Consider the following 19,366-nt stretch of genomic DNA (forward strand, 5'->3'; position numbering starts at 1 on the left):
TGCGCTCGGCGCGCCTGTCATTTTGGCGTCTTGGCTCGACGAAATGCAGGAGCAGAAGAATGGGCCGGGGCGGACTTATCCTTGCTTTCCTGTTCCTGGGCGCCGCCCTGGCGACGGCGCAGGAAAAGCCCAAGGACATCATCGCCGCGCATGTGCGGCTGCAAGGCTACCCCTGCGACGCGCCGATAAGCGCCCGGCGCGACACCGCCGCCTCGCGGCCGGACGAATCGGCGTGGGTGCTCGTCTGCAAGAACGCACGCTACAGGGTGCGCCTCGTGCCTCATCTAGCCGATATCATCGAACCCTTGTGACCGACGGAGCCGGCCGCGCCGCCATCGCGCGCGCCAGCACGAAAACCCGCAGCGCCGATGAGAGATTCGCCTCGCCCCGCGACGCGTCGACCCGGGCGACGAGGGCGGCGAGGGAGACGCCCTCCTCGGTCGCGATCTCTTTCAGCGCAAGCCAGAACGCGTCCTCGAGCGAGACGCTGGTGCGATGCCCGGCAATGACGATGGAATGTTTGACGACTCGGCCCGAACCGGGGAGGTCGCTCACGCCGGCTCTTCTCCGGTCTCGCGCTTATGCGCGTCGAGCCTCCGCGTCTCGAGCCGCGTTTGCGCAGAGCTCAGCGCACGCTCCGCCTTGCTGCGTCCGAAGGCGATGCGATTCTCCTGCCCCTGCGCGTCTTTCTCGCGCCGGGCGCGGTCCTTGCGGGCGCGACGCAGATTGACGATCTCGCCCATCAGGTCTTTTTGCGAAAAGCGTCGATGGAGACGACTTTCGCGTCGCCCTCTCCGTCGGATTCCCCAACGGGCGGCTCGGGCTTCTGCGGCGTCCTGGGCTTCTCGGGCGCAGGTTTCTCCGCCTTGGCGGGCGTTGGTTTGGCTTCCGCCTTCTCGTCCCCGGCCCGCGCGCTCACCAGGCTCGGGCGCGGCGGCGCGGTTTCCTCTTCATCTTCGTCCTCCTCCTCCTCGAGGTCGGCTGTCTCGAAGCGCAGTCCGAACTCGACCGAGGGGTCGTAGAAGCCGGTGATGGCCGCGTAAGGGATATAGAGATGCTCCGGGATCGAGCGGAACGATAGCGTGACGCCGAAGCCGTCGTCTTCGACGGCGAGGTTGGAGTATTGGTGCTGCAGGATGATGGTCAGCTCCTGCGGCCATTGCTCGGCGAGGCGGCGGGAAATCTGCACGCCCGGGGCGTCGGTGCGAAAGCTGATGGTGAAGTGATGGTCGCCGGGGAGATAGCCGTTCTCCGCGACGTCTCCCAAAACCTTGCGCACCACGCCGCGCATAGCGTCCTGAACGAGAAGGTCGTAACGAATAAGATCGGTCGCCATGCGCTTGTCCCTGGAGCCCGATGTCGGGCCCCGCCCCGCCCTGCCCCCGGGAGACGGGAAAAAATGAAAGTGGAGGCTTCTGTTGCCAGGCGCCTCCGAGCCCCGCCTAGAAGTGCAAACCCCTAGGGCTTTGATCCCGGTGTGGGCGCCGCATTACGCGGCGACGGCCACCGGAGCATAGTTGTCGTTGGCAACTATAAGGTTTGACCCGATAACGGCGGTATCATGCCGAGCGAAAAATCACCCTTTACGCCCTCGTCGATCCTATTTCGCCCCCGCCGCAGCCCGCCGGGACGGGCTCTGGTGGAGGCGCCGGGTACCGCCCCCGGGTCCGAATGGTTTATTGCGGTGTTCGTTTATCGCCATAGCCGCCGTGAAGCGGCAAAGCGAATATAGGCGCTCCCCGGAATTTGTGAAAGGGGCGCGCAGGCCCGACATCGTCGGTTTCTCAACCGTGACGTTAAGAGGCGACTGCGGGCGGCTTTCGAATAAGGTTACTTTTCCCCGACCCGCTTCACCGCGCCGAAGCCCTTCGCCTCCATGGCGAGATGCAGCTTGTTCTGCAGCCCGGCGTCGTCGCCCTTCACGAGAAGCGCGGCGTTGTCGGCAAGGGCCTCGCAAAGCGCCTCGACCCAGGGCTCTTCGCTCTTGGCGAAGTCGTTCAGCACATAGCCATGCACGAGCGCCTTGTCGCCAGGGTGTCCGATCCCGAGGCGCACGCGCTTATAGTCGTTGCCGACATGGGCGGTGATGGAGCGCAGGCCATTGTGGCCGGCGACGCCGCCGCCGGCCTTGATCCGGCATTTGGCGGGCGCGAGGTCGAGCTCGTCGTGAAAGACGACAATATCTGCGACCGGAATCTTGTGGAATCGCGCCGCTTCGCCGACGGAGCGGCCGCTCTCGTTCATATAAGTCTGCGGCTCGAGCAGCAGGACCTTCTCGCCGGCGATATTGCCCTCGCTGACGAGGCCCTGAAACCGCGACCGCGCCTGCGCAAAGCCGTGCCGGCGGGCGATCGCCTCCAGCGCCATGAAGCCAATGTTGTGACGGTTTTTGGCGTATTGCCGCCCGGGATTGCCGAGGCCGACGAAGAGCTGCATGGCGGCGTCCAGCGCTGATCCCTCGAAGGGAGACAGAGCCCTCCCCGCGCGGGGCCCTCCCCCGGCGACGGGAGAGGGCGTTCTTCGTTGTTACTTCTTCTTTTCCGGAGCGGCAGCCGCCGCGGGCGCCGCCTCTTCGCCGCCGCCAGCCGGCGGGGCGAGGCTTGCCACGGTGAAGTTCTTATCCGGATTGGTGGGCTTGCAGCCCTCGGGCAGCGGGATCGCCGAGACATGCAGCGAATCGTTGAAGTCCATGCCCGCGAGGTCGGCGGTGACCGCCTCCGGAATGGCGTCGGCCGGCACCGTCATTTCGATCGTGTGGAAGACGATGTTGAGCGAGCCGCCGCGCTTCAGGCCGGGAGACTGTTCCTGATTGATGAAGTGGACCGGCACGTTCACTTTGAGGCGCGAGCCGGGCTTCAGGCGCAGGAAGTCGACATGGAGCGGGAAGTCGCGCACGACGTCGAGCTGGTAGTCGCGCGGGATCGCCCGCTCTTTCTTGCCGTCGATGTCGAGCTCGAAAATCGTCGTGAGGAAGTGGCCCGCGAAGATCAGCTGGGTCGTGGCCTTCTTGTCGAGCGAAATCGGCGTGGGCGCTTCGCCCCCGCCATACAATACTGCTGGAATGCGGCCCTCACGGCGAACGCTGCGGGCGGCCCCCTTGCCGGTCCCGCTGCGCACCGTGGCCGCGAGCGTCTTCATCTCGGCCATGTCGGTGTCCTTTTTAAAAAGAAAAAGCGCCGCTCGCCTCCAGGGGTGTCGGAAACGCAGGCGCTGGGCGCGAGCTTATAGGCGAGAGCGGCCGGCGAGGCAAGGCGCGCGGGCGACGGCATGGCCTCGCTTGCGTTCAAAGCCGCTGCGGCCTTAACAGAGTTATCGCGCAAACAAAAGATTCAGCGGCGCGCGCCGCGATTGATTCTTGCAGAGGAACCCAGCCGCATGACGACAGAATCCGCTCGCCGCAGGGTTGTCGTCACCGGCATGGGCGCGGTCTCCGCCGCCGGCGTCGGCGCGGCCCCCCTCTGGGCGGCGGCGAAGGGCGGCGTCTCCTGCATCCGGCCGCTGAAGCTCGCCCGCCCCTATCCGGGGCGCATCAAGATCGCCGCGCAAGTCCCCGATTTCGATCCGGCGGCCTATCTCGAGCCCGAGCTTCTCCCTTACTGCGATCCCTTCACCCAGTTCTCGATCGTCGCCGCCGACGAGGCGTTGGCGCAGGCCGGCTTGCGGCGCAAAGAGGTCGGCGGGCCGCGCACGGCGGTCGTCATCGGCACCGGAATCGGCGGCGCGACGACGATCGACGACACCTCGTACGGCGAATATGCGGAGGGAAAGCGCCCCGACACGCTGTCCGTTCCCCGCCTCATCCCGAGCGCCGCGCCGACGACGCTCGGCATGCGCTACGGCGCCAAGGGGCCGACTTTCGCTCTCGCCTCGGCCTGCTCCTCCGCCACGCAGGCCATCGGCGAAGCCTTCGAGATGCTGCGCGCCGGCCGCGCCGACCGCGCCATCGCCGGCGGCGCCGAGGCCTGCGTCACCAATGGCTCGATGCGCGCCTGGGAGGCGCTGCGCGTGCTGACGCCCGACCTCTGCCGCCCCTTCTCCGCGCGACGCAACGGCATGACGCTCGGAGAGGGCGCGGCGGTCTTCATTCTGGAGACGCTGGACGCCGCTTTGGCGCGCGGCGCAACGCCGCTCTGCGAACTCTCCGGCTACGGCACGACGAGCGACGCCTTCGATCCGCTGCGCGCCGACGTCGAAGGTCCGGCGCGCTGCATGCGTCTGGCGCTGGAGAGCGCCGGACTGGCGCCCGCGGCCGTCGATTATCTCAACGCCCATGGCACGGCGACCTACGCCAACGACATCACCGAATCCGAGGCGATGCGCGCGGTCTTCGGCGACAGGCCGCCGCCCGTCTCCTCGACCAAGCCGATTCATGGCCATGCGCTGGGCGCGAGCGGCGGCCTCGAGCTGACGGTGACGATCAACGCGTTGCGCGAGCAGATCGCGCCGCCGACGATCAATTTCGTCGAGCCCGATCCCAAATGCCGGGTGGACCCGATCCCCAATGAGGCGCGGAAAATGCCGATCCGCGTGGCGCTCTCCAACTCCTTCGCCTTCGGCGGCGTCAACGCGACGCTGGTGGTGCAGGCGATATAGCCGCGCCGCCCACGTCGCGGCGCTTCCATATCCTTACTGAATTTCCGCCGCGAACTTGCCATTTCGAGACGCGGGGGCAATCTCTCGGGCGGAAAGAATTCCGCCGTCGCTCGCGCGTTCCTGGCGATAATGGGGGGGCCGTCCCCGCGCCTGCCGCCTGGCCCTGGCGCCGCCCACGCTTGCCACCCCTCCCGCGAAGCCCTAGGAAGGCTTGAAGCTTTACCGGTTGACGAAGCCATGACGGAACGAGGCAAAGAGCCGCCTCCCGCCGCAAAAGCGTCGGATTCAGGCGGAAAAGCTCAAAAGACTGCTGCGAAGAAGAACGCCGCCGCGCTTTCCGCGGCGCTCCGGGCCAATTTAGCGCGTCGCAAGGCCCGGGAGCGGGCGCTGCGGGCCGCCGCGCAAAAAGACGACAGCGAGGCGTAATGGACAAGATCAGGATCGTCGGCGGCGCGCCGCTCAATGGCGTCATCCCCATCTCCGGCGCCAAGAACGCCGCTTTGCCGCTGATGATCGCCTCGCTGCTCACGAAGGAGACGCTGACGCTCGAAAACATGCCGCTGCTGGCGGACGTGACGCAACTCGAGCGCATCCTCGGCAATCACGGCGTCGATTTCACCATCTCCGGCAAGCGCCGCGGCGACACCGAAAACGCCGGCCGCACCGTGCATTTCACGGCCCGTGAGATCGTCGACACCACGGCGCCTTACGAGCTCGTGTCGCGCATGCGCGCGAGCTTCTGGGTCTTCGCGCCGCTGCTCGCGCGCATGGGCGAATGTCGCGTGTCGCTTCCCGGCGGCTGCGCCATCGGCACGCGGCCGGTCGATCTGCTGCTGGAGGCGGTGAAAAAGCTCGGCGCCAACATCGAGATCGAAAACGGCTATGTGGTCGGCACGGCGAAAAACGGGCTCGTCGGCGGAGAAATCGATTTCGCCAAAGTCACCGTCGGCGGCACCCATACCGCGCTGATGGCGGCCTCGCTCGCGCGCGGAACGACAGTGATCCGCAACGCGGCGCGCGAACCGGAGATTGTCGATCTCGCCGAGTGCCTGCAAAAGATGGGGGCGCACATCTCCGGCGCTGGGACCTCGACGATCGAAATCGAGGGGGTCACGTCCCTATCCGGCGCGCATCACGCTGTCATGCCGGATCGCATCGAGGCGGGCACTTACGCCATGGCGGTGGCGATGACGGGCGGCGACGTCGTGCTCGCCGGCGCCCGCGCCGATATCCTGCAGGCGGCGCTCGACGCGCTCGTCGAGGCCGGCGCCACTGTGAGCGAGACCAATGAAGGGCTGCGGGTCGCGCGCAATGGGTCCGGGATCGCGCCGGTCAACGTCGTGACGGCGCCATTTCCGGCTTTCCCGACCGATCTTCAGGCGCAGTTCATGGCGCTCATGACACGGGCGAAGGGGACGTCCCGCATCACAGAAACAATTTTCGAAAACCGCTTCATGCATGTGCAAGAGCTCGCCCGGCTCGGCGCCCACATCAAGCTCGAAGGCGATACGGCGGTTGTCACGGGCGCGGATCATCTCGACGGCGCGCCGGTCATGGCGACGGACCTGCGCGCCTCCGTCTCGCTGGTGATCGCGGCCCTCGCCGCGCGCGGCGAAACGACGATCAATCGCGTCTATCACCTGGATCGCGGCTTCGAGCGGCTGGAGAAGAAGCTTTCGGATTGCGGCGCGCAGATCGAGCGGATTAGCGGACAGGGCTGAAGCGGAAACGCCCCCTCCCTGTCCCTCCCCCGCTTCGCGGGAGAGGGGACGCTCGCGATCGAACTCGATGAAGGCCACGATCTGCTCCCTCTCCCGTGAAAGCGGGGGAGGGTTGGGGAGGGGGCTTTCGTCGCTATCCCCGCGCCGCGAGCGGCACGACGTTGTGAAGGTGCTGATCGGCGGTCTCGAAGAAGCGGCGGAGATTGCGCGCGGCCTGTCGGATGCGCTGTTCATTCTCGACCAAAGCGAGCCGCAGATAGCCCTCGCCGTTCTCGCCGAAGCCCTCGCCGGGGGCCACCGCGACGTCGGCCTTTTCGATGAGGAGCTTCGAAAAGTCGAGGCTCGACATGCCTCGAAAACGCTCGGGCACCGGCGCCCAGGCGAACATGGAGGCGGAGGGCGCCGGGATCGGCCAACCGGCCTGCGTGAAGCTCTCCACCATCACGTCGCGGCGCTTCTTGTAGATCGCGCGCATCTCGCGCACGCAATCGTCCGGGCCGTTGAGCGCCGCGGTCGCCGCGACCTGAACCGGCGTGAAGGCCCCATAATCGAGGTAGCTCTTGACGCGCGCGAGCGCCGCGCAGAGCCGCTCATTGCCGACCGCGAAGCCGATGCGCCAGCCCGCCATGGAGAAGGTTTTGGACATTGACGTGAACTCCACCGTCACGTCGATGGCCCCCGGCACCTGCAGGACCGAGGGCGGCGGATCATTGTCGAAGAAGACCTCGGCATAGGCGAGGTCGGACAGGATGAAAATGTCGTGCTTCTTCGCGAAGGCGACGAGATCCTTATAGAAATCGAGCGACGCCACTTCCGCCGTCGGATTGGACGGATAGCAGACGATGACGGCGATGGGCTTGGGGATCGAATGGATCATCGCGCGTTCGAGCGCGGCGAAATAGGCCGGGCCGGGCGCCGACGGCACGGAGCGGATGACGCCGCCCGCCATCAGAAATCCGAAGGCGTGGATGGGGTAGGAGGGATTGGGAACGAGCACGACGTCGCCTGGCGCCGTGATCGCCTGCGCCATATTGGCGAAGCCCTCTTTGGAGCCGAGCGTCGCAACGATCTGCGTCTCGGAATCGAGCTTCACGTCGAAGCGGCGCTGATAATAGGCCGCCTGGGCGCGGCGCAGGCCGGCGATGCCCTTGGAGGCGGAATAACGGTCCGTGCGCGGGCGACCGGCCGTCTCCACGAGCTTTTCGACGACATGTTTCGGCGCCGGCAAATCGGGATTGCCCATGCCCATGTCGATGATGTCGGCGCCGCCGGCGCGGGCCTTGGCCTTCAGGCGGTTGACCTGCTCGAAGACGTAAGGCGGCAGGCGCTTGATGCGATAAAAATCCGACATTTCGATCTTTTCCGATTCAGGAACAGCGATTGTACCGGTTTTTGCGCGGCTTCGGCAATGACGCGCGCGGCTGGGCCGTTTCAACGCCCTCGGCGGGCGACGCGCAGGATCAGCGCAGCCGTCAGCGCCGGCCCCAGGGCGAGGGCGAGAAGGGCGTCAGAAAACTCTCCCGTCGCGCCTTTTATAAGGCCAACCAGCCAGGGCCCGGCAAGCCCCGACAGATTGCCGATGGAATTGATCATCGCCACCCCGACGACCGCGTCGGCGGGGCCGAGCGTAAGGGTCGCGAAGCTCCAGAAGGTCGGCAGCGCCGCCACCGAGCCGACAGCGGCGACAGTAAGCGCGATCATGGCGGCGAGGGGCGTGGGGGCGTAAGCCGCGCCAGCGAGGCCGACTGCGCCGAGGACGCAGACAATCGCGGTGTGACGGACCGTCTCGCCTCTGTGGTCCGAGCTTCTGCTCCACAGCCACATGGCGAGCGCGCCGAAGGCGTAAGGGACAGCCGCGAGAAAACCCGTCGCAAGGATGCTGGCGCCAAAGCCCTTGACGATCTGCGGCAGCCAGAAACTCAAGCCATAGAGCGCCATCACGACGCCGAAATAAGCGACGCCGAGCGCGAGAACGCGGCCGTTGAGAAGCGCGCCCCAATAGTCTTCGTCGTGAGACGGCTCTTCGCGCGCAAGCTCCGCCTCGAGCCAATCACGCTCGTCGCGCGCGAGCCATCGCGCCTCGGCCGGACGGTCGGGGAGGTAAAAGAAGCAGACGAGGCCCAGCGCAATCGAGGGCAGCGCCTCGATGAAAAACAGCCAGCGCCAGCCGGAGACGCCGGCGACGCCGTCCATGACCGTGAGGAGGACGCCCGAGATCGGCGCGCCCACGGCGCTGCCAAGCGGAACGGCGATCAGAAAACCGGCCAGGATGCGCGCCCGCTGCGCGGCCGGAATCCAGTAAGTGAGATAAAGGATCACGCCCGGCGCGAAGCCCGCCTCCGCCGCGCCGAGCAGCAGCCTCAGAACGATGAAACTCGTCTCGCTCCAGACAAAGGCGGTGATCGCCGCGATCAGCCCCCAACTCACCATGATGCGCGCCATCCAGCGGCGCGCGCCGACGCGGTGCATCACATGATTGCTGGGCGCCTCGAAGAGGCAGTACGTGATGAAGAAGACCCCTGCCGCCCAGCCGTAGAAGGCCGGCGTGAAGCCCATTTCCTTGTTCATCGTGAGCGCGGCGAAGCCGACGTTCACGCGATCGAGATAGGCGACGAAAAAGCCCGCCGTCAGCAAGGGGACGAGGCGCCAGGCGACCTTGGCGACGATGCGCTCGCCGTCGACTGTCGGCTCGGATTTCACCAGCGTTTCGGTCACGAAAGCGCCCTCGATGGACAGCGACGCGAGGCGGTTCTCACTTGCATTGCGCATTGTCCCTGGACCCCACCCGGCCCGCTTCGCGGGCCACCCTCCCCGCAAAGGGGAGGGATGGGATAGCGGCGAGGGCGCGGATCAACGTCGAGCGCTCATGAAACCCTGCAGATTATTCGCACGCTCGGTGTTCCATTCCCTCCCCCTTGCGGGGAGGGTGTCGCCGCGCGGCGGCGACGGGTGGGGACAGCCTTGGACCGGGGAGAAGGCGCACTCACGCGCTTCAAGGATCGCCATCACCGCAGTTCGAAGCCGAGCGCCTTCAGCGCCTCGCGGATGCGATCGCGGCCGCTCATCGCATCCGGGCCACGGACGCGCGAGAGCACCTGGCGGATCCAGCCCTGCTCGGGCAGGCCCTGCTCTTTCTGGAAGTCCTTGAACACGTGGTCGAGCGTCTCGACCGCCTCGCGCTGGGCGTCGCCCCACTGATACTGCTCGCGATGCAGCACGGCGGCCTGGCCGAGGCGCGGCTTGACGCCGGCGTTGGCGGCGGGGTCCGGCACGCCGACCGTCATGCCGAAGACGGCGAAGACATTCGGCGGCAGGTTCAGCTCCTTCGCCACGTCCTCGGGCTTGTTGCGCATGGCGCCGATGTAGCAGCAGCCGAGCCCCAGCGCCTCGAGCGCGACGACGGCGTTTTGCGCGGCGAGCGCGGCGTCGACGACGCCCGTCATGAAGATTTCGAGATAGGGCAGCGCGGCCGCGTCGCGGCCCTTGTCCTTGGCGAGCGCGTCGAGCCGCGCGAGATCGCACAGCCAGATCAAGAGCAGCTTGCAGTCGCGAATGTGTTTCTGCCCGCCGGCGAGGTCAGCGAGGCGGGTCTTGCGCGCTTCGTCCTCGACGGCGACCACGCTCCATACCTGAAGATTGGACGAAGTGGACGCGGATTGCGCGGCAGCCACGATCGTCTCCAGCGCGCCGGGCGGCAGCGGCTGATCGAGATAGTTCCGGTGCGAGCGATGCGCGAGGATGAGGTCGAGCGTGTCGTTCCAGAACGCGGGCTTGGGCGCATCCGCGCGGCGATAGCGCTCGAACATGGCGGCGGCGCCGCGCGCGTCGAAATTTTCAGGGCTTACGGGCTTGTTCATGTTCTTCCGGGGATGGACGCCGCTTTCGCAGAAAGCCGCGCCGGGCCTTGCAAGCCCGGCGACATTTCCGCGTCAGTCTAGCAAGGCCCGCGATCGGCTCCAAGGGCCTTGCCGCGGCGCAGCAATGAGTGGCCTTATCGCGCGAGCCCCAACCAGCGCAGCAGATTGGACCCCGTCTGACCGTCCTTCGACGGGACGCCGCCGCCATGCCCGCCAACCCGCTTCGGCACGAGAATCACGCGGAAGTCGTTGACGTTCGTGCGCGTCGGGCCGGTGACGACGAGATCGCCGAGCGCCTCGAAAGCCGTGAAGGCGTCGTTATTGGCGAAGAGCGCCTTGAGGTCGACGCCCTTGGCCTGGGCGCGCGCATAGCTGTCCGGCGTCATGATGGCGCCGGCGTTCGTCTCGACGCCGTCGATCCCGTCCGTGTCGCAGGCGATGGCGGAAATATCGCCAAAGCCTTCGAGCGCCAGCGTCAGCCCCAGCAGGAATTCGGCGTCGCGGCCGCCTTTGCCATTGCCGCGCACGGTCACGGTCGTCTCGCCGCCCGAGATGATGGCGACCGGCGGCTCGAAGGGCTGGCCGTGCAGCGCAATCTGCTTGGCGATCCCGGCGTGCACCAGCGCCACGTCGCGCGACTCGCCTTCGAGATCGCCCAGAATGCAGGGGGTATAACCCGCGGCCTTCGCCACGGCGGCCGCGGCGTCGAGCGACCCCTGCGGCGTCGCGATGAGGATGTTCTCGACCCGATCGAAGATCGCGTCGCCCGGCTTCGGCGTCTCACAATCGGGGCTGGAAAGGTGCTTGAGCACCGCCGGCGGCGGGTCGATCTTGTATTTGGCGATGACGGCGAGCGCGTCCTCACGGGTCGTCGGGTCGGGGACGGTCGGACCCGAGGCGATGACCGAGAGGTCGTCGTTCGGCACGTCGGAAATCATCAAGGCGACGACGCGCGCGGGCGCGGCGGCGCGGGCGAGTCGGCCGCCCTTGATGGCGGAGAGATGTTTGCGCACGCAATTCATCTCGGAGATATTCGCGCCGCTCTTGAGGAGCGCCTTGTTGACCGCCTGCTTCTCTTCGAGCGTTACGCCCTCGGCCGGCAACGCCATCAGCGCCGAACCGCCGCCAGAAATAAGCGCGATCACGAGATCGTCTTGGGTGAGCCCTTGCACCTTCTGCAGAATGCGCTTGGCGGCCTCGCGGCCGGCCGCGTCCGGCACCGGATGCGACGCCTCGATCACCTCGATCTGCTTCGTCGGCGCGCCATGCTCGTAACGGGTGACGACGAGGCCTTCGAGCGGTCCGCCCTTCCAATGTTCCTCGACCGCCGCCGCCATGGAGGCGGCCGCCTTGCCGGCGCCGATGACGATCGTGCGTCCCTTGGGCGGCGCGATCTTGGCGAGGTGCGACGGCAGGCAAAGGGACGGATGGGCGGCGCCGACGGCGGCGTCGAACATGGCGCGGAGAAGCTGGCGGGGATCGGCGGACATGGATCGCTTTCTTCCGGAAATCTGTCGGGGAATACCCCCTTCCTGTCCCTCCCCCGCTCACGCGGGAGAGGGGACGCTCACGATCAGCGTGGTCGGATCGGCAATGTCGATGAAGGCCCCGACCTGCTCCCTCTCCCGCGTCAGCGGGGGAGGGTTGGGGAGGGGGCGCTGTCGATTACGAACCGCTGATGGCGTTGGCCTTCTCGATCAGCGCCTCGGCCATGCGGATCGAGGCGATGTCGATCAAGCGGCCGTCGAGCGACACGGCGCCCTTGCCCTGCTTCGCAGCCTCTTCCATCGCCGCGAGAATGCGGCGGGCCTTGGTGACTTCGGCTTCCGACGGAGTGTAGACTTCGTTCGCCAGCTCGATCTGCGAGGGATGGATCGCCCACTTGCCCTCATAGCCCAGCACCGCGGCGCGCTTGGCGGCGGCCTTGTAGCCTTCCGGATCGTTGAAGTCGCCGAACGGACCGTCGATCGGACGCAGGCCATAGGCGCGGCAGGCGACCATCATGCGGGTCTGGGCGGCGTGCCACTGGTCCATCCAGTAATAATCGCGCTCGCCCTTCTCGTTCTTGTCGGTCAAGACGCCGTAGTCCGGGTTCACGCCGCCGATGACGGTGGTGCGGGCGCGGGTCGAAGCGGCGTAGTCGGCGACGCCGAAGGACATGGCTTCGAGGCGCTTCGACGCCTGGGCGATCGCCTCCACATTGGCCATGCCGAGCGCGGTCTCGATCAGCACCTCGATGCCGATCTTCTTGGTGCGCTTCTTGTACTGCTCGATCTGGGTGATCAGCATGTCGATGGCGTAAACGTCCTGCGGCACGCCGACCTTGGGGATCAGCACCACGTCGAGGCGCGGGCAGGCTTCGAGCACGTCGACGACGTCGCGATAGCAATAATGCGTGTCGAGACCATTGATGCGCAGCGTCATGGTCTTCTTGCCCCAATCGATGTCATTGAGGCCCTGGATGATGTTCTTGCGCGCCTGCTCCTTGTCGTCCGGCGCCACTGCGTCCTCGAGGTCGAGGAACACGACGTCGGCCTTCGACTGGGCGGCCTTTTCGAACATGCCCGGCGCGGAGCCCGGGACAGCGAGCTCGGAGCGGTGCAGACGCGGCGTGGCCTGTTCGATCAGGGTAAAGCTCATAAGATTTCCTTCCTTCTTCCTCTAAGTTTCAAAGATGCGCCTCGATCCGAAAAGGGACCCTGAGAGGCGCGCCAGGATGCATTTAGCCGGTGGCCCCGAGGCCCGCGGCGATGCAGCTGATCGAGATGAGCAGAGGCACTTTCACGTCCTCCTTCTGGGTTTCGTCCTGCGCCGAGCGGAAACGGCGCAAGAGTTCGACCTGCTCGCGATTGACTTCATTGATGACGGAGAGACGATGCGTGAGCCGCGCGGCATATTCCTTGAACCGCTCGGTCAGTTCGCGATCGCCGGTGACGCGCAGGACCATGTCGCGCGTCAACGCATATTCGTCCTCGATCAGCTTGAAGATCTTTTCGCGCGCGGCTTCGTCGGCGACGAGGCTGGCGTATTGCCTGGCGATCGAAAGATCGACCAGCGCCAGCGTCTTCTCCACCTCGTCGAGGATGAGGCGGAACATCCGCGAATCCTCGAACATCCAGCGCAGAAGCTCGAGCCCGCGGTCGCCGCGCGCGTCGAGAAACGCTTTCAGGCCCGAGCCGACGCCATACCAGCCGGTGATGGAATGGCGATTTTGCGCCCAGGCGAAGACCCAGGGAATGGCGCGCAGATCGGCGAGGCTCTTCGCGCCGAAGCGTCGCGCCGGCCGCGAACCGATGTTGAGCAGCGAAATTTCTTCGAGCGGGCTCGCCGCCTGAAAATAGGCGACAAGGTCGGGATCGGCGACCAACTCCGCATATTTGGCGAAGGAGGCCGCGGAGATCTCTTCGAGCGCCTCGTCGAACTCCTTGCGCGGCACCAAAGCTTCTTCACGCTCGGAGCGCAGCGCATGAGCGAAGACCGAGGAGGCCAAGAGCTCCATCTGATAGGCCGCGGTGCCGCGGTTGGCGTATTTGAAGGAGACGACCTCGCCCTGCTCCGTGACGCGGAAGCGGCCGCGGATCGAACCCGCCGGCTGCGCCGCGATCGCGTGGCCCGTGGGGGCGCCGCCGCGAGAAACCGAGCCGCCGCGGCCGTGGAAGAAGGCGATGGCGACGCCCATCTCCTGCCCGACTTCGGTCAGGCGCGCCTGCGCCTTGAACAGCTCCCAGTTCGACGACAGGAAGCCACCGTCCTTGTTGCTGTCTGAATAGCCGATCATCACTTCCTGCAGATCGCCCTGCGCCTGGGTGCTGCGGCGAACGACAGGAATGGCGAGCAGATCGCGCATGATCGCGGGCGCGTCCTGAAGGTCGGAGATCGTCTCGAAGAGCGGGACGACCGGCAAAGTGAGGTGGTCGACCCCGGCGGCGTCGGCGAAGAGGCCGGCCTCCTTGGCGAGAAGATAAACGCCTAGAACGTCCTCTGCCGAGGAGGTCATCGACAGGATGAAGCTGCCGAAGGCTTCGCGGTCGAGACGCGCGCGCATGTCCGCCACGACCTCGAACATTTCGATGACGTCGCGCGTGTCGGCGGTGAGCGCATCGCGCGGGATCGGCGCGGCGCGCGGCGCATCGAGCTCCTTCAAGAGCCAGGCGCGCCATTCGTCGGACCGCACGTCCGGCGGCGTCTGCCCTTCCGTCTTGAGGCGCCACAATTCCTGCAGTGCTGCGGTGGTGCGCGTCGTGTTCTGGCGAATGTCGAGACGCACCGTGCTGAAGCGGAAGATTTCGACGGCGCGGCGCAGCGGGCGCACCAGATCGGTCGCCAGCGCCTCGCTCTTCGCTTCGACCAGCGCGGCCTCGAGCATCAAGAGATCGCCAATGAGCTTGTCGGCGCTGGTGTAGCGCGGCCCGGAAACCGGCTCGTCATTGGCCGCCGCGAGCGTATGGTCGATCTTGCGCAGAATCGTGGTGACGAACTGGCGATAGGGTTCGTTGTGATTGCGCTGGGCGATGGCCGCGCCGTCGTCGAGCTGCGCCAAACGGCGCGACAGCTCTTCCTTGAAGGCCGGCGGGATGACGGCGGCGCGCTCGCTGATCGACAGCATGCGCACGAGATCGACGACGCGCGTGCGGTAGTAATTGAGGCTCGCCGTCGCGTTCTGACGCATGGTGCGGCGCGTCACCTCATTGGTGACGAAAGGATTGCCGTCGCGGTCGCCGCCGATCCAGGAGCCGAACTGGAAGAAAGGCGTAACCTCGAATTTCTCACTGGGGTAATGACGCTTCAGCGCCCGCTCGAAGGAGGAGAGCAGCTCTGGCGCCAGATCGAAAATGCTCTCCTGGAAGAAATGCTGTCCCCAGGCGACTTCATGTTCGACCGTCGGCTTCTCGAGATGCAATTCGCCCGTGAGCCACAAGAGTTCGACCTGATCGTAAATCGACTTGACCAGCGCCTCGCGCTCGCGGTCGGTCCAGCGCGTCGATTCCAATTCGCGCATCAGCAGATAGATGCGCCGATATTTTTCCAGGATCGAGACGCGCTTCGCCTCGGTCGGATGCGCAGTGATGACCGGCCGGATGCGCAGCGTCTGCAATTGCGCGTGAACCTCGGCGGCGCCGACCCCCGCGCTCGCCGCGCTGGAGAGCACATAATCGAAAGTGCCCAGCAGCTTGTCGTGGCCCTTCTCGCGCTCGATACGGCGCCGCCGACGCATGGCGTAGGCCTGTTCCGCAATGGAGACGAGCTGGAAAATAATGCCCTGCGCCTGCAGCGCGCGCGCCATCTGCCGCGGCGCGAGCCCCGCCCCGGCCTTGTTGTCGCGCACGACGGCTTCGATCTCCGGCATATGGCGGCGGATGACGGCGAGCAATTGTTCGCGCAGAAAGGCCGACGCCTCCGTGACGGAACGCGTGGCGAAAGCCGAGGGCAGGCTGATCGCGCGTCTCGTGTTCTCTGTCTCGGTCATGAAAACTCCATGCGCGTCTTTGAAACGCCTCTCGGGGCGGCGGGATGGCCGCGCCGGCGTCCCGCAGGACGGTGTCGCCGGCGCAAAGCCTGCATCAGGCGCGCTTGAGCACCTTCGCGACGGTCGTGCCGAACTCCGCCGGATTGGGCGCGACGGTCAGACCGTAGGACTTCATGATCTCGGTCTTCTCGGCCGCGCTGTCGCCAGCCGCCGAAATGATCGCGCCCGCATGGCCCATGCGACGGCCCTTCGGGGCCGTGAGGCCGGCGACGAAGCCGATCACCGGCTTGGAGAAGTTCTCCTTGATCCAGGCCGCGGCCTCGGCCTCCTGCGGGCCGCCGATCTCGCCGATGATCAGCACCGCCTCGGTCTCGGGATCCTTGTCGAACAGGACCAGATGATCGAGGAAGGACGAGCCGTTGATCGGATCGCCGCCGATGCCGACCGACGTCGTGATGCCGAGACCGAGCGCCTTGAGCTGCGAGGCGGCTTCATAGCCGAGCGTGCCAGAACGAGAGATGAGCCCGACCGGCCCCCGGCTGTAGATATGCCCCGGCATGATGCCGAGCATCGCCTTCCCCGGCGAGATGATGCCCGCGCAATTCGGCCCGACCATCATCGGGCGGCGATCCTTGGGGAAGCGCAGGAAATAGCGCTTCACGCGCATCATGTCCTGCGCCGGAATGCCGTCGGTGATCGAGCAGATCAGGCGAATGCCGGCGTCCGCGGCCTCCATGATCGCGTCCGCCGCGAAGGCCGGCGCGACGAAGGTGATCGAGGCCTGGGCGCCCGTCTCACGCACGGCTTCCCTCACCGTGTTGAACACCGGCACGCCGTGATGGGTCTTGCCGCCCTTGCCGGGCGTGACGCCGGCCACGACCTTGCTGCCGTAGTCGATCATCTCCTTGGTGTGGAAGCTGCCCTTGTCGCCGGTGATGCCCTGGACGAGGATGGGCGTTTTTTCGTCGATGAGAATGCTCATGATGTCCTTCCCCCGCCCTTACTTCACGCTTTTGTAAGCGGCGACGGCCTTCTCGGCGGCCTCGGCGAGCGTATCCGCCTGGATGATCGGGATGCCGCTCTCGGAAATGATCTTCTTCCCGGCCTCGACATTCGTGCCGGCCAGGCGCACGACCAGCGGCACGTCCTCGATGCGCTCGGCGCGCACCGCGTCGACGACGCCCTGCGCAACCCAGTCGCAACGGTTGATGCCGGCGAAGATGTTGACGAGCACCACCTTCACGCGGCGGTCCGAAAGCACGAGGCGGAAGGCCGTGGCCACGCGCTCGGGCGAGGCGCCGCCGCCGACGTCGAGGAAGTTCGCCGGATTGCCGCCGGCGTGCTTGATCATGTCCATCGTCGCCATGGCGAGGCCCGCGCCGTTGACGATGCAACCGATCTCGCCGTCGAGCCCGATGTAATTCAGGCTGTGCTCATGCGCCTGCGCCTCGCGCGGATCGCTCTGTGAGGGATCGTTCATGTCGACGATGTTGCGGCGGCGGAACAGCGCATTGTCGTCGAAGGACATTTTCGCGTCGAGCGCGAGCACCTTGTCGTCCTTGGTGATGACCAGCGGGTTGATCTCGAGCATGGTCGCGTCATTGTCGCGGAACGCGCGATAGGCGCCCATGATGGTCTGCACCGCGCGAGAGACCTGCTTGAGATTGAGGCCGAGCTGGAAGGCGAGCTCGCGCGCCTGGAACTGCAACAGACCCACGGCCGGTTCGACGATCACCTGCAGGATTTCGTCCGGCGCGGTGCGGGCGATCTCCTCAATGTCCATGCCGCCGTGCTTCGAGGCGATGACGCGCACGCGCTCGAGTTTGCGGTCGAGCACGAAGCCGAGATAAATCTCGCGCTCGAAAGGATCGGCGACTTCGACATAGACGCGCTGGACGGGTTTGCCCTCGGGGCCCGTCTGCGACGTGACGAGGCGCTTTCCGAGCAGATCGCGCGCCGCCTGCTGGACCTCGTGATAGGTGCGGCACAGCTTGACGCCGCCCGCCTTGCCGCGCGCGCCGGCGTGAATTTGCGCCTTCACCACCCAATGCGAGCCGCCGAGTTCGGTCGCCGCGTAGACGGCCTGATCCGGGCTGAACGCCACGGTGCCCGGCGGGATGGCTACGCCATGCGCCGCCAGAATTTCCTTCGCTTGGTACTCGTGGACGTCCATTTCCCCGTTCCTTCCTCGCGTTCTTCGCGGTTATTGGGCGGCGTTGGCGCGCATCGCGTCAGCCGCCGATCTTGCCTTTGACGACCTCGTAGACCGCTTCCGTCTCGGCGTTCGCCTTGGCGAGCAACGCATTGACCTCGGCGAGCTGCTTCTCGGCGAAGTCGCGGTCCTTGATGGACTTCGCGTTGATGAAGACGTTCAGCGCGCAACTGCGCAGGCCGGCGTTGGCGGCGAGCACGGCGACGCCGGCGTCGCTGATCACGTTGAGATTGCCCTTGTCGGCGGCTTCCTTCGACAGAGCGATCACCTCGTAGCAGACCTTGCAGGTCGCGAGCGGCGCGAGCGTCGCGGCCTTCAGGGCGTGCTGGATCGCCTCGGAGCGCTTCGCTTTTTCTTCCTCGGTGGCGCGCGGCAGGCCATAGGCGCCCATCAGCGTGTTGAAGGCGACGACGTCTTCGTCGATGCCCTTTGTCAGTTCGGCGCGTAGCGCTTCGGCGCGGGCCAGAGTCTTTTTCAGGTCCTCGGAGACCGCTTCATAGTTCTTCTTGCCGATGGTCAGATTGCAGACCATCGAGACGAGCGCCGCGCCCATCGCGCCCGAGAGCGCCGCCGCGCCGCCGCCGCCGGGGGTCGGCGCGTCGCTCGCGAGTTCGTCGAGGAATTTGCCGATCGTTTCAGTCTTCGCGCTCATCTCAGGCCAGTTCTTTCGCTTGGGCGTAAATGTTTTCGCAGTCGAACACCTTGTCGGCGCTCTCGAAGAGCTTGCCGACGCATTCGCGATGCAGTTTGAGCTTCAGGCCGCCGAGTCCGAGCGCGCCGATGACGATCTTCCCGTGGCGCTCCTTGGCCTTGTCGATCGCTTCGACGCCGCCGACGCCGAGCGGCGGCTGCGCGTTGCAATCGGCGATGAGTTCGATCGTCGGATCGTTCTGCCAGTCCTTTTCGTCGAGGAGCGGCACGCCGATCGCGCCCGCCGCGAAGACGATCTGCGCGCCCTTGACGGCGCTGGCGCGGGCGGCGTTGTCAGGGGCCTCGATCGCCGTGGGCGTGAAGCCGAAACGCTCCTGGATCGCCTGGGCGGCGGCCTCGGCGCGCGACTTCTGGCGCGAGGTGATGGCGACTTCCGCGCCCTCGATATTCAGCATGGCGGCGGCGCGCATGCCGACGGGGCCGGTGCCGGCGAGCACGACCGCCTTCTTGCCCTTGAGATTTCCCGCCTTGGCGAGCAGCGCGACGCCTGCCGCGGCCGTCGTGTTGGAGCCGTTCGAGTCGAGCATGGCGGAGACGCGGAAATTCGAGAAGAAGCGCTTCTTCACCGCCTTGAACACCGCCTCGCCCGCGACCATCGAGCCGCCGCCGACGAAGATCGCCGTATATTGCTTCTCCTTCGGGCCGCGCGTGTAGATGCAGCCGTCGACGAGCGCGCCGACGTTCTCGGGCGTCACGGCGCCGTAGCCGATGATGTGATCGGCGCCGCCGTCATAGCCGACGACAGTGTCGAAAACGCTGGCGACGGGGTCGGTGTCGAAAAGGAAAAGAAGCTTCTTGGTCATCA

General features: G+C 66.3%; 18 protein-coding genes and 1 other RNA gene. 3 read left to right on the plus strand and 16 right to left on the minus strand.

The window, feature by feature from the left end; translation table 11 throughout:
- Nucleotides 1–59 precede the first annotated feature (59 nt).
- Nucleotides 60–311, plus strand: coding sequence for a hypothetical protein (locus tag ACETII_RS05040; RefSeq protein ID WP_363349812.1), 252 nt, complete (start codon nucleotides 60–62; stop codon nucleotides 309–311).
- On the opposite strand, the gene ACETII_RS05045 is transcribed toward ACETII_RS05040, so the two are convergent.
- From ACETII_RS05045 to ACETII_RS05070, 6 genes are all read right to left on the minus strand, one after another.
- A complete protein-coding gene (locus tag ACETII_RS05045; protein WP_472787354.1) occupies nucleotides 295–555 on the minus strand; it encodes a ribbon-helix-helix domain-containing protein in 261 nt (86 codons plus the stop codon). The genes ACETII_RS05040 and ACETII_RS05045 overlap by 17 nt on opposite strands.
- Nucleotides 552–743: a DUF4169 family protein gene (locus tag ACETII_RS05050; RefSeq protein WP_472787355.1), complete on the minus strand. Its 192-nt coding sequence runs from the start codon at nucleotides 741–743 to the stop codon at nucleotides 552–554. Before ACETII_RS05050 ends, ACETII_RS05045 begins: the two co-directional genes overlap by 4 nt.
- Entirely contained in the window at nucleotides 743–1,336 is a 594-nt protein-coding gene (locus ACETII_RS05055) for an SspB family protein (RefSeq protein ID WP_472787356.1), read from the minus strand. Before ACETII_RS05055 ends, ACETII_RS05050 begins: the two co-directional genes overlap by 1 nt.
- Before the next feature lie 68 nt (nucleotides 1,337–1,404).
- Nucleotides 1,405–1,758, minus strand: a transfer-messenger RNA (tmRNA) gene (ssrA, locus tag ACETII_RS05060).
- Nucleotides 1,759–1,830: 72 nt separating this feature from the next.
- On the minus strand, nucleotides 1,831–2,436 hold the full coding sequence (gene pth, locus ACETII_RS05065) for an aminoacyl-tRNA hydrolase (RefSeq protein WP_363349816.1): 606 nt from the start codon (nucleotides 2,434–2,436) through the stop codon (nucleotides 1,831–1,833).
- A 90-nt stretch (nucleotides 2,437–2,526) separates the two neighbouring features.
- Entirely contained in the window at nucleotides 2,527–3,147 is a 621-nt protein-coding gene (locus ACETII_RS05070) for a 50S ribosomal protein L25/general stress protein Ctc (protein ID WP_472787357.1), read from the minus strand.
- A 228-nt stretch (nucleotides 3,148–3,375) separates the two neighbouring features.
- Here ACETII_RS05070 and ACETII_RS05075 point away from each other — a divergent pair, with 228 nt between their 5' ends.
- A complete protein-coding gene (locus ACETII_RS05075) occupies nucleotides 3,376–4,593 on the plus strand; it encodes a beta-ketoacyl-[acyl-carrier-protein] synthase family protein (protein WP_472787358.1) in 1,218 nt (405 codons plus the stop codon).
- 425 nt (nucleotides 4,594–5,018) lie between these two features.
- On the plus strand, nucleotides 5,019–6,314 hold the full coding sequence (gene murA / locus ACETII_RS05080) for a UDP-N-acetylglucosamine 1-carboxyvinyltransferase (RefSeq protein ID WP_363349819.1): 1,296 nt from the start codon (nucleotides 5,019–5,021) through the stop codon (nucleotides 6,312–6,314).
- Nucleotides 6,315–6,447: 133 nt separating this feature from the next.
- Here the strand turns inward: murA and ACETII_RS05085 are convergent, their stop codons facing one another.
- The 10 genes from ACETII_RS05085 to ACETII_RS05130 form a co-directional block, all read right to left on the minus strand.
- Nucleotides 6,448–7,665: an LL-diaminopimelate aminotransferase gene (locus ACETII_RS05085; RefSeq protein WP_363349820.1), complete on the minus strand. Its 1,218-nt coding sequence runs from the start codon at nucleotides 7,663–7,665 to the stop codon at nucleotides 6,448–6,450.
- Between the two features lie 80 nt (nucleotides 7,666–7,745).
- Complete coding sequence (locus ACETII_RS05090) at nucleotides 7,746–9,083, minus strand: MFS transporter (protein WP_472787359.1); 1,338 nt, start codon at nucleotides 9,081–9,083, stop codon at nucleotides 7,746–7,748.
- 236 nt (nucleotides 9,084–9,319) lie between these two features.
- Nucleotides 9,320–10,171, minus strand: coding sequence for an NADPH-dependent oxidoreductase (locus ACETII_RS05095; protein ID WP_472787360.1), 852 nt, complete (start codon nucleotides 10,169–10,171; stop codon nucleotides 9,320–9,322).
- Nucleotides 10,172–10,305: 134 nt separating this feature from the next.
- Complete coding sequence (locus ACETII_RS05100) at nucleotides 10,306–11,661, minus strand: glycerate kinase type-2 family protein (RefSeq protein ID WP_472787361.1); 1,356 nt, start codon at nucleotides 11,659–11,661, stop codon at nucleotides 10,306–10,308.
- Nucleotides 11,662–11,836: 175 nt separating this feature from the next.
- Nucleotides 11,837–12,811 carry an HpcH/HpaI aldolase/citrate lyase family protein gene (locus tag ACETII_RS05105; protein ID WP_363349824.1) on the minus strand — a complete coding sequence of 325 codons (975 nt, stop codon included), beginning with the start codon at nucleotides 12,809–12,811 and terminating at the stop codon, nucleotides 11,837–11,839.
- 82 nt (nucleotides 12,812–12,893) lie between these two features.
- A complete protein-coding gene (locus tag ACETII_RS05110; protein WP_363349825.1) occupies nucleotides 12,894–15,638 on the minus strand; it encodes a phosphoenolpyruvate carboxylase in 2,745 nt (914 codons plus the stop codon).
- A 94-nt stretch (nucleotides 15,639–15,732) separates the two neighbouring features.
- Nucleotides 15,733–16,620, minus strand: coding sequence for a succinate--CoA ligase subunit alpha (gene sucD / locus ACETII_RS05115; RefSeq protein WP_363349826.1), 888 nt, complete (start codon nucleotides 16,618–16,620; stop codon nucleotides 15,733–15,735).
- Nucleotides 16,621–16,638: 18 nt separating this feature from the next.
- Nucleotides 16,639–17,811: a malate--CoA ligase subunit beta gene (locus ACETII_RS05120; protein ID WP_363349827.1), complete on the minus strand. Its 1,173-nt coding sequence runs from the start codon at nucleotides 17,809–17,811 to the stop codon at nucleotides 16,639–16,641.
- Between the two features lie 58 nt (nucleotides 17,812–17,869).
- Nucleotides 17,870–18,502 carry a methenyltetrahydrofolate cyclohydrolase gene (gene fchA / locus ACETII_RS05125; protein ID WP_472787362.1) on the minus strand — a complete coding sequence of 211 codons (633 nt, stop codon included), beginning with the start codon at nucleotides 18,500–18,502 and terminating at the stop codon, nucleotides 17,870–17,872.
- 1 nt (nucleotide 18,503) lies between these two features.
- On the minus strand, nucleotides 18,504–19,364 hold the full coding sequence (locus ACETII_RS05130; protein WP_472787363.1) for an NADP-dependent methylenetetrahydromethanopterin/methylenetetrahydrofolate dehydrogenase: 861 nt from the start codon (nucleotides 19,362–19,364) through the stop codon (nucleotides 18,504–18,506).
- Between the last annotated feature and the right edge of the window lie 2 nt (nucleotides 19,365–19,366).

It is taken from the genome of Methylocystis sp. NC52PC, from assembly GCF_055698645.1.

Coding starts and splice junctions, on each gene's coding strand:
- ACETII_RS05040 (WP_363349812.1), top strand. CDS start 60: ATGGGCCGGGGCGGACTTATCCTTGCTTTCCTGTTCCTGGGCGCCGCC.
- ACETII_RS05050 (WP_472787355.1), bottom strand. CDS start 743: ATGGGCGAGATCGTCAATCTGCGTCGCGCCCGCAAGGACCGCGCCCGG.
- ACETII_RS05055 (WP_472787356.1), bottom strand. CDS start 1,336: ATGGCGACCGATCTTATTCGTTACGACCTTCTCGTTCAGGACGCTATG.
- pth (WP_363349816.1), bottom strand. CDS start 2,436: ATGCAGCTCTTCGTCGGCCTCGGCAATCCCGGGCGGCAATACGCCAAA.
- ACETII_RS05070 (WP_472787357.1), bottom strand. CDS start 3,147: ATGGCCGAGATGAAGACGCTCGCGGCCACGGTGCGCAGCGGGACCGGC.
- ACETII_RS05075 (WP_472787358.1), top strand. CDS start 3,376: ATGACGACAGAATCCGCTCGCCGCAGGGTTGTCGTCACCGGCATGGGC.
- murA (WP_363349819.1), top strand. CDS start 5,019: ATGGACAAGATCAGGATCGTCGGCGGCGCGCCGCTCAATGGCGTCATC.
- ACETII_RS05085 (WP_363349820.1), bottom strand. CDS start 7,665: ATGTCGGATTTTTATCGCATCAAGCGCCTGCCGCCTTACGTCTTCGAG.
- ACETII_RS05090 (WP_472787359.1), bottom strand. CDS start 9,083: ATGCGCAATGCAAGTGAGAACCGCCTCGCGTCGCTGTCCATCGAGGGC.
- ACETII_RS05095 (WP_472787360.1), bottom strand. CDS start 10,171: ATGAACAAGCCCGTAAGCCCTGAAAATTTCGACGCGCGCGGCGCCGCC.
- ACETII_RS05100 (WP_472787361.1), bottom strand. CDS start 11,661: ATGTCCGCCGATCCCCGCCAGCTTCTCCGCGCCATGTTCGACGCCGCC.
- ACETII_RS05105 (WP_363349824.1), bottom strand. CDS start 12,811: ATGAGCTTTACCCTGATCGAACAGGCCACGCCGCGTCTGCACCGCTCC.
- ACETII_RS05110 (WP_363349825.1), bottom strand. CDS start 15,638: ATGACCGAGACAGAGAACACGAGACGCGCGATCAGCCTGCCCTCGGCT.
- sucD (WP_363349826.1), bottom strand. CDS start 16,620: ATGAGCATTCTCATCGACGAAAAAACGCCCATCCTCGTCCAGGGCATC.
- ACETII_RS05120 (WP_363349827.1), bottom strand. CDS start 17,811: ATGGACGTCCACGAGTACCAAGCGAAGGAAATTCTGGCGGCGCATGGC.
- fchA (WP_472787362.1), bottom strand. CDS start 18,502: ATGAGCGCGAAGACTGAAACGATCGGCAAATTCCTCGACGAACTCGCG.
- ACETII_RS05130 (WP_472787363.1), bottom strand. CDS start 19,364: ATGACCAAGAAGCTTCTTTTCCTTTTCGACACCGACCCCGTCGCCAGC.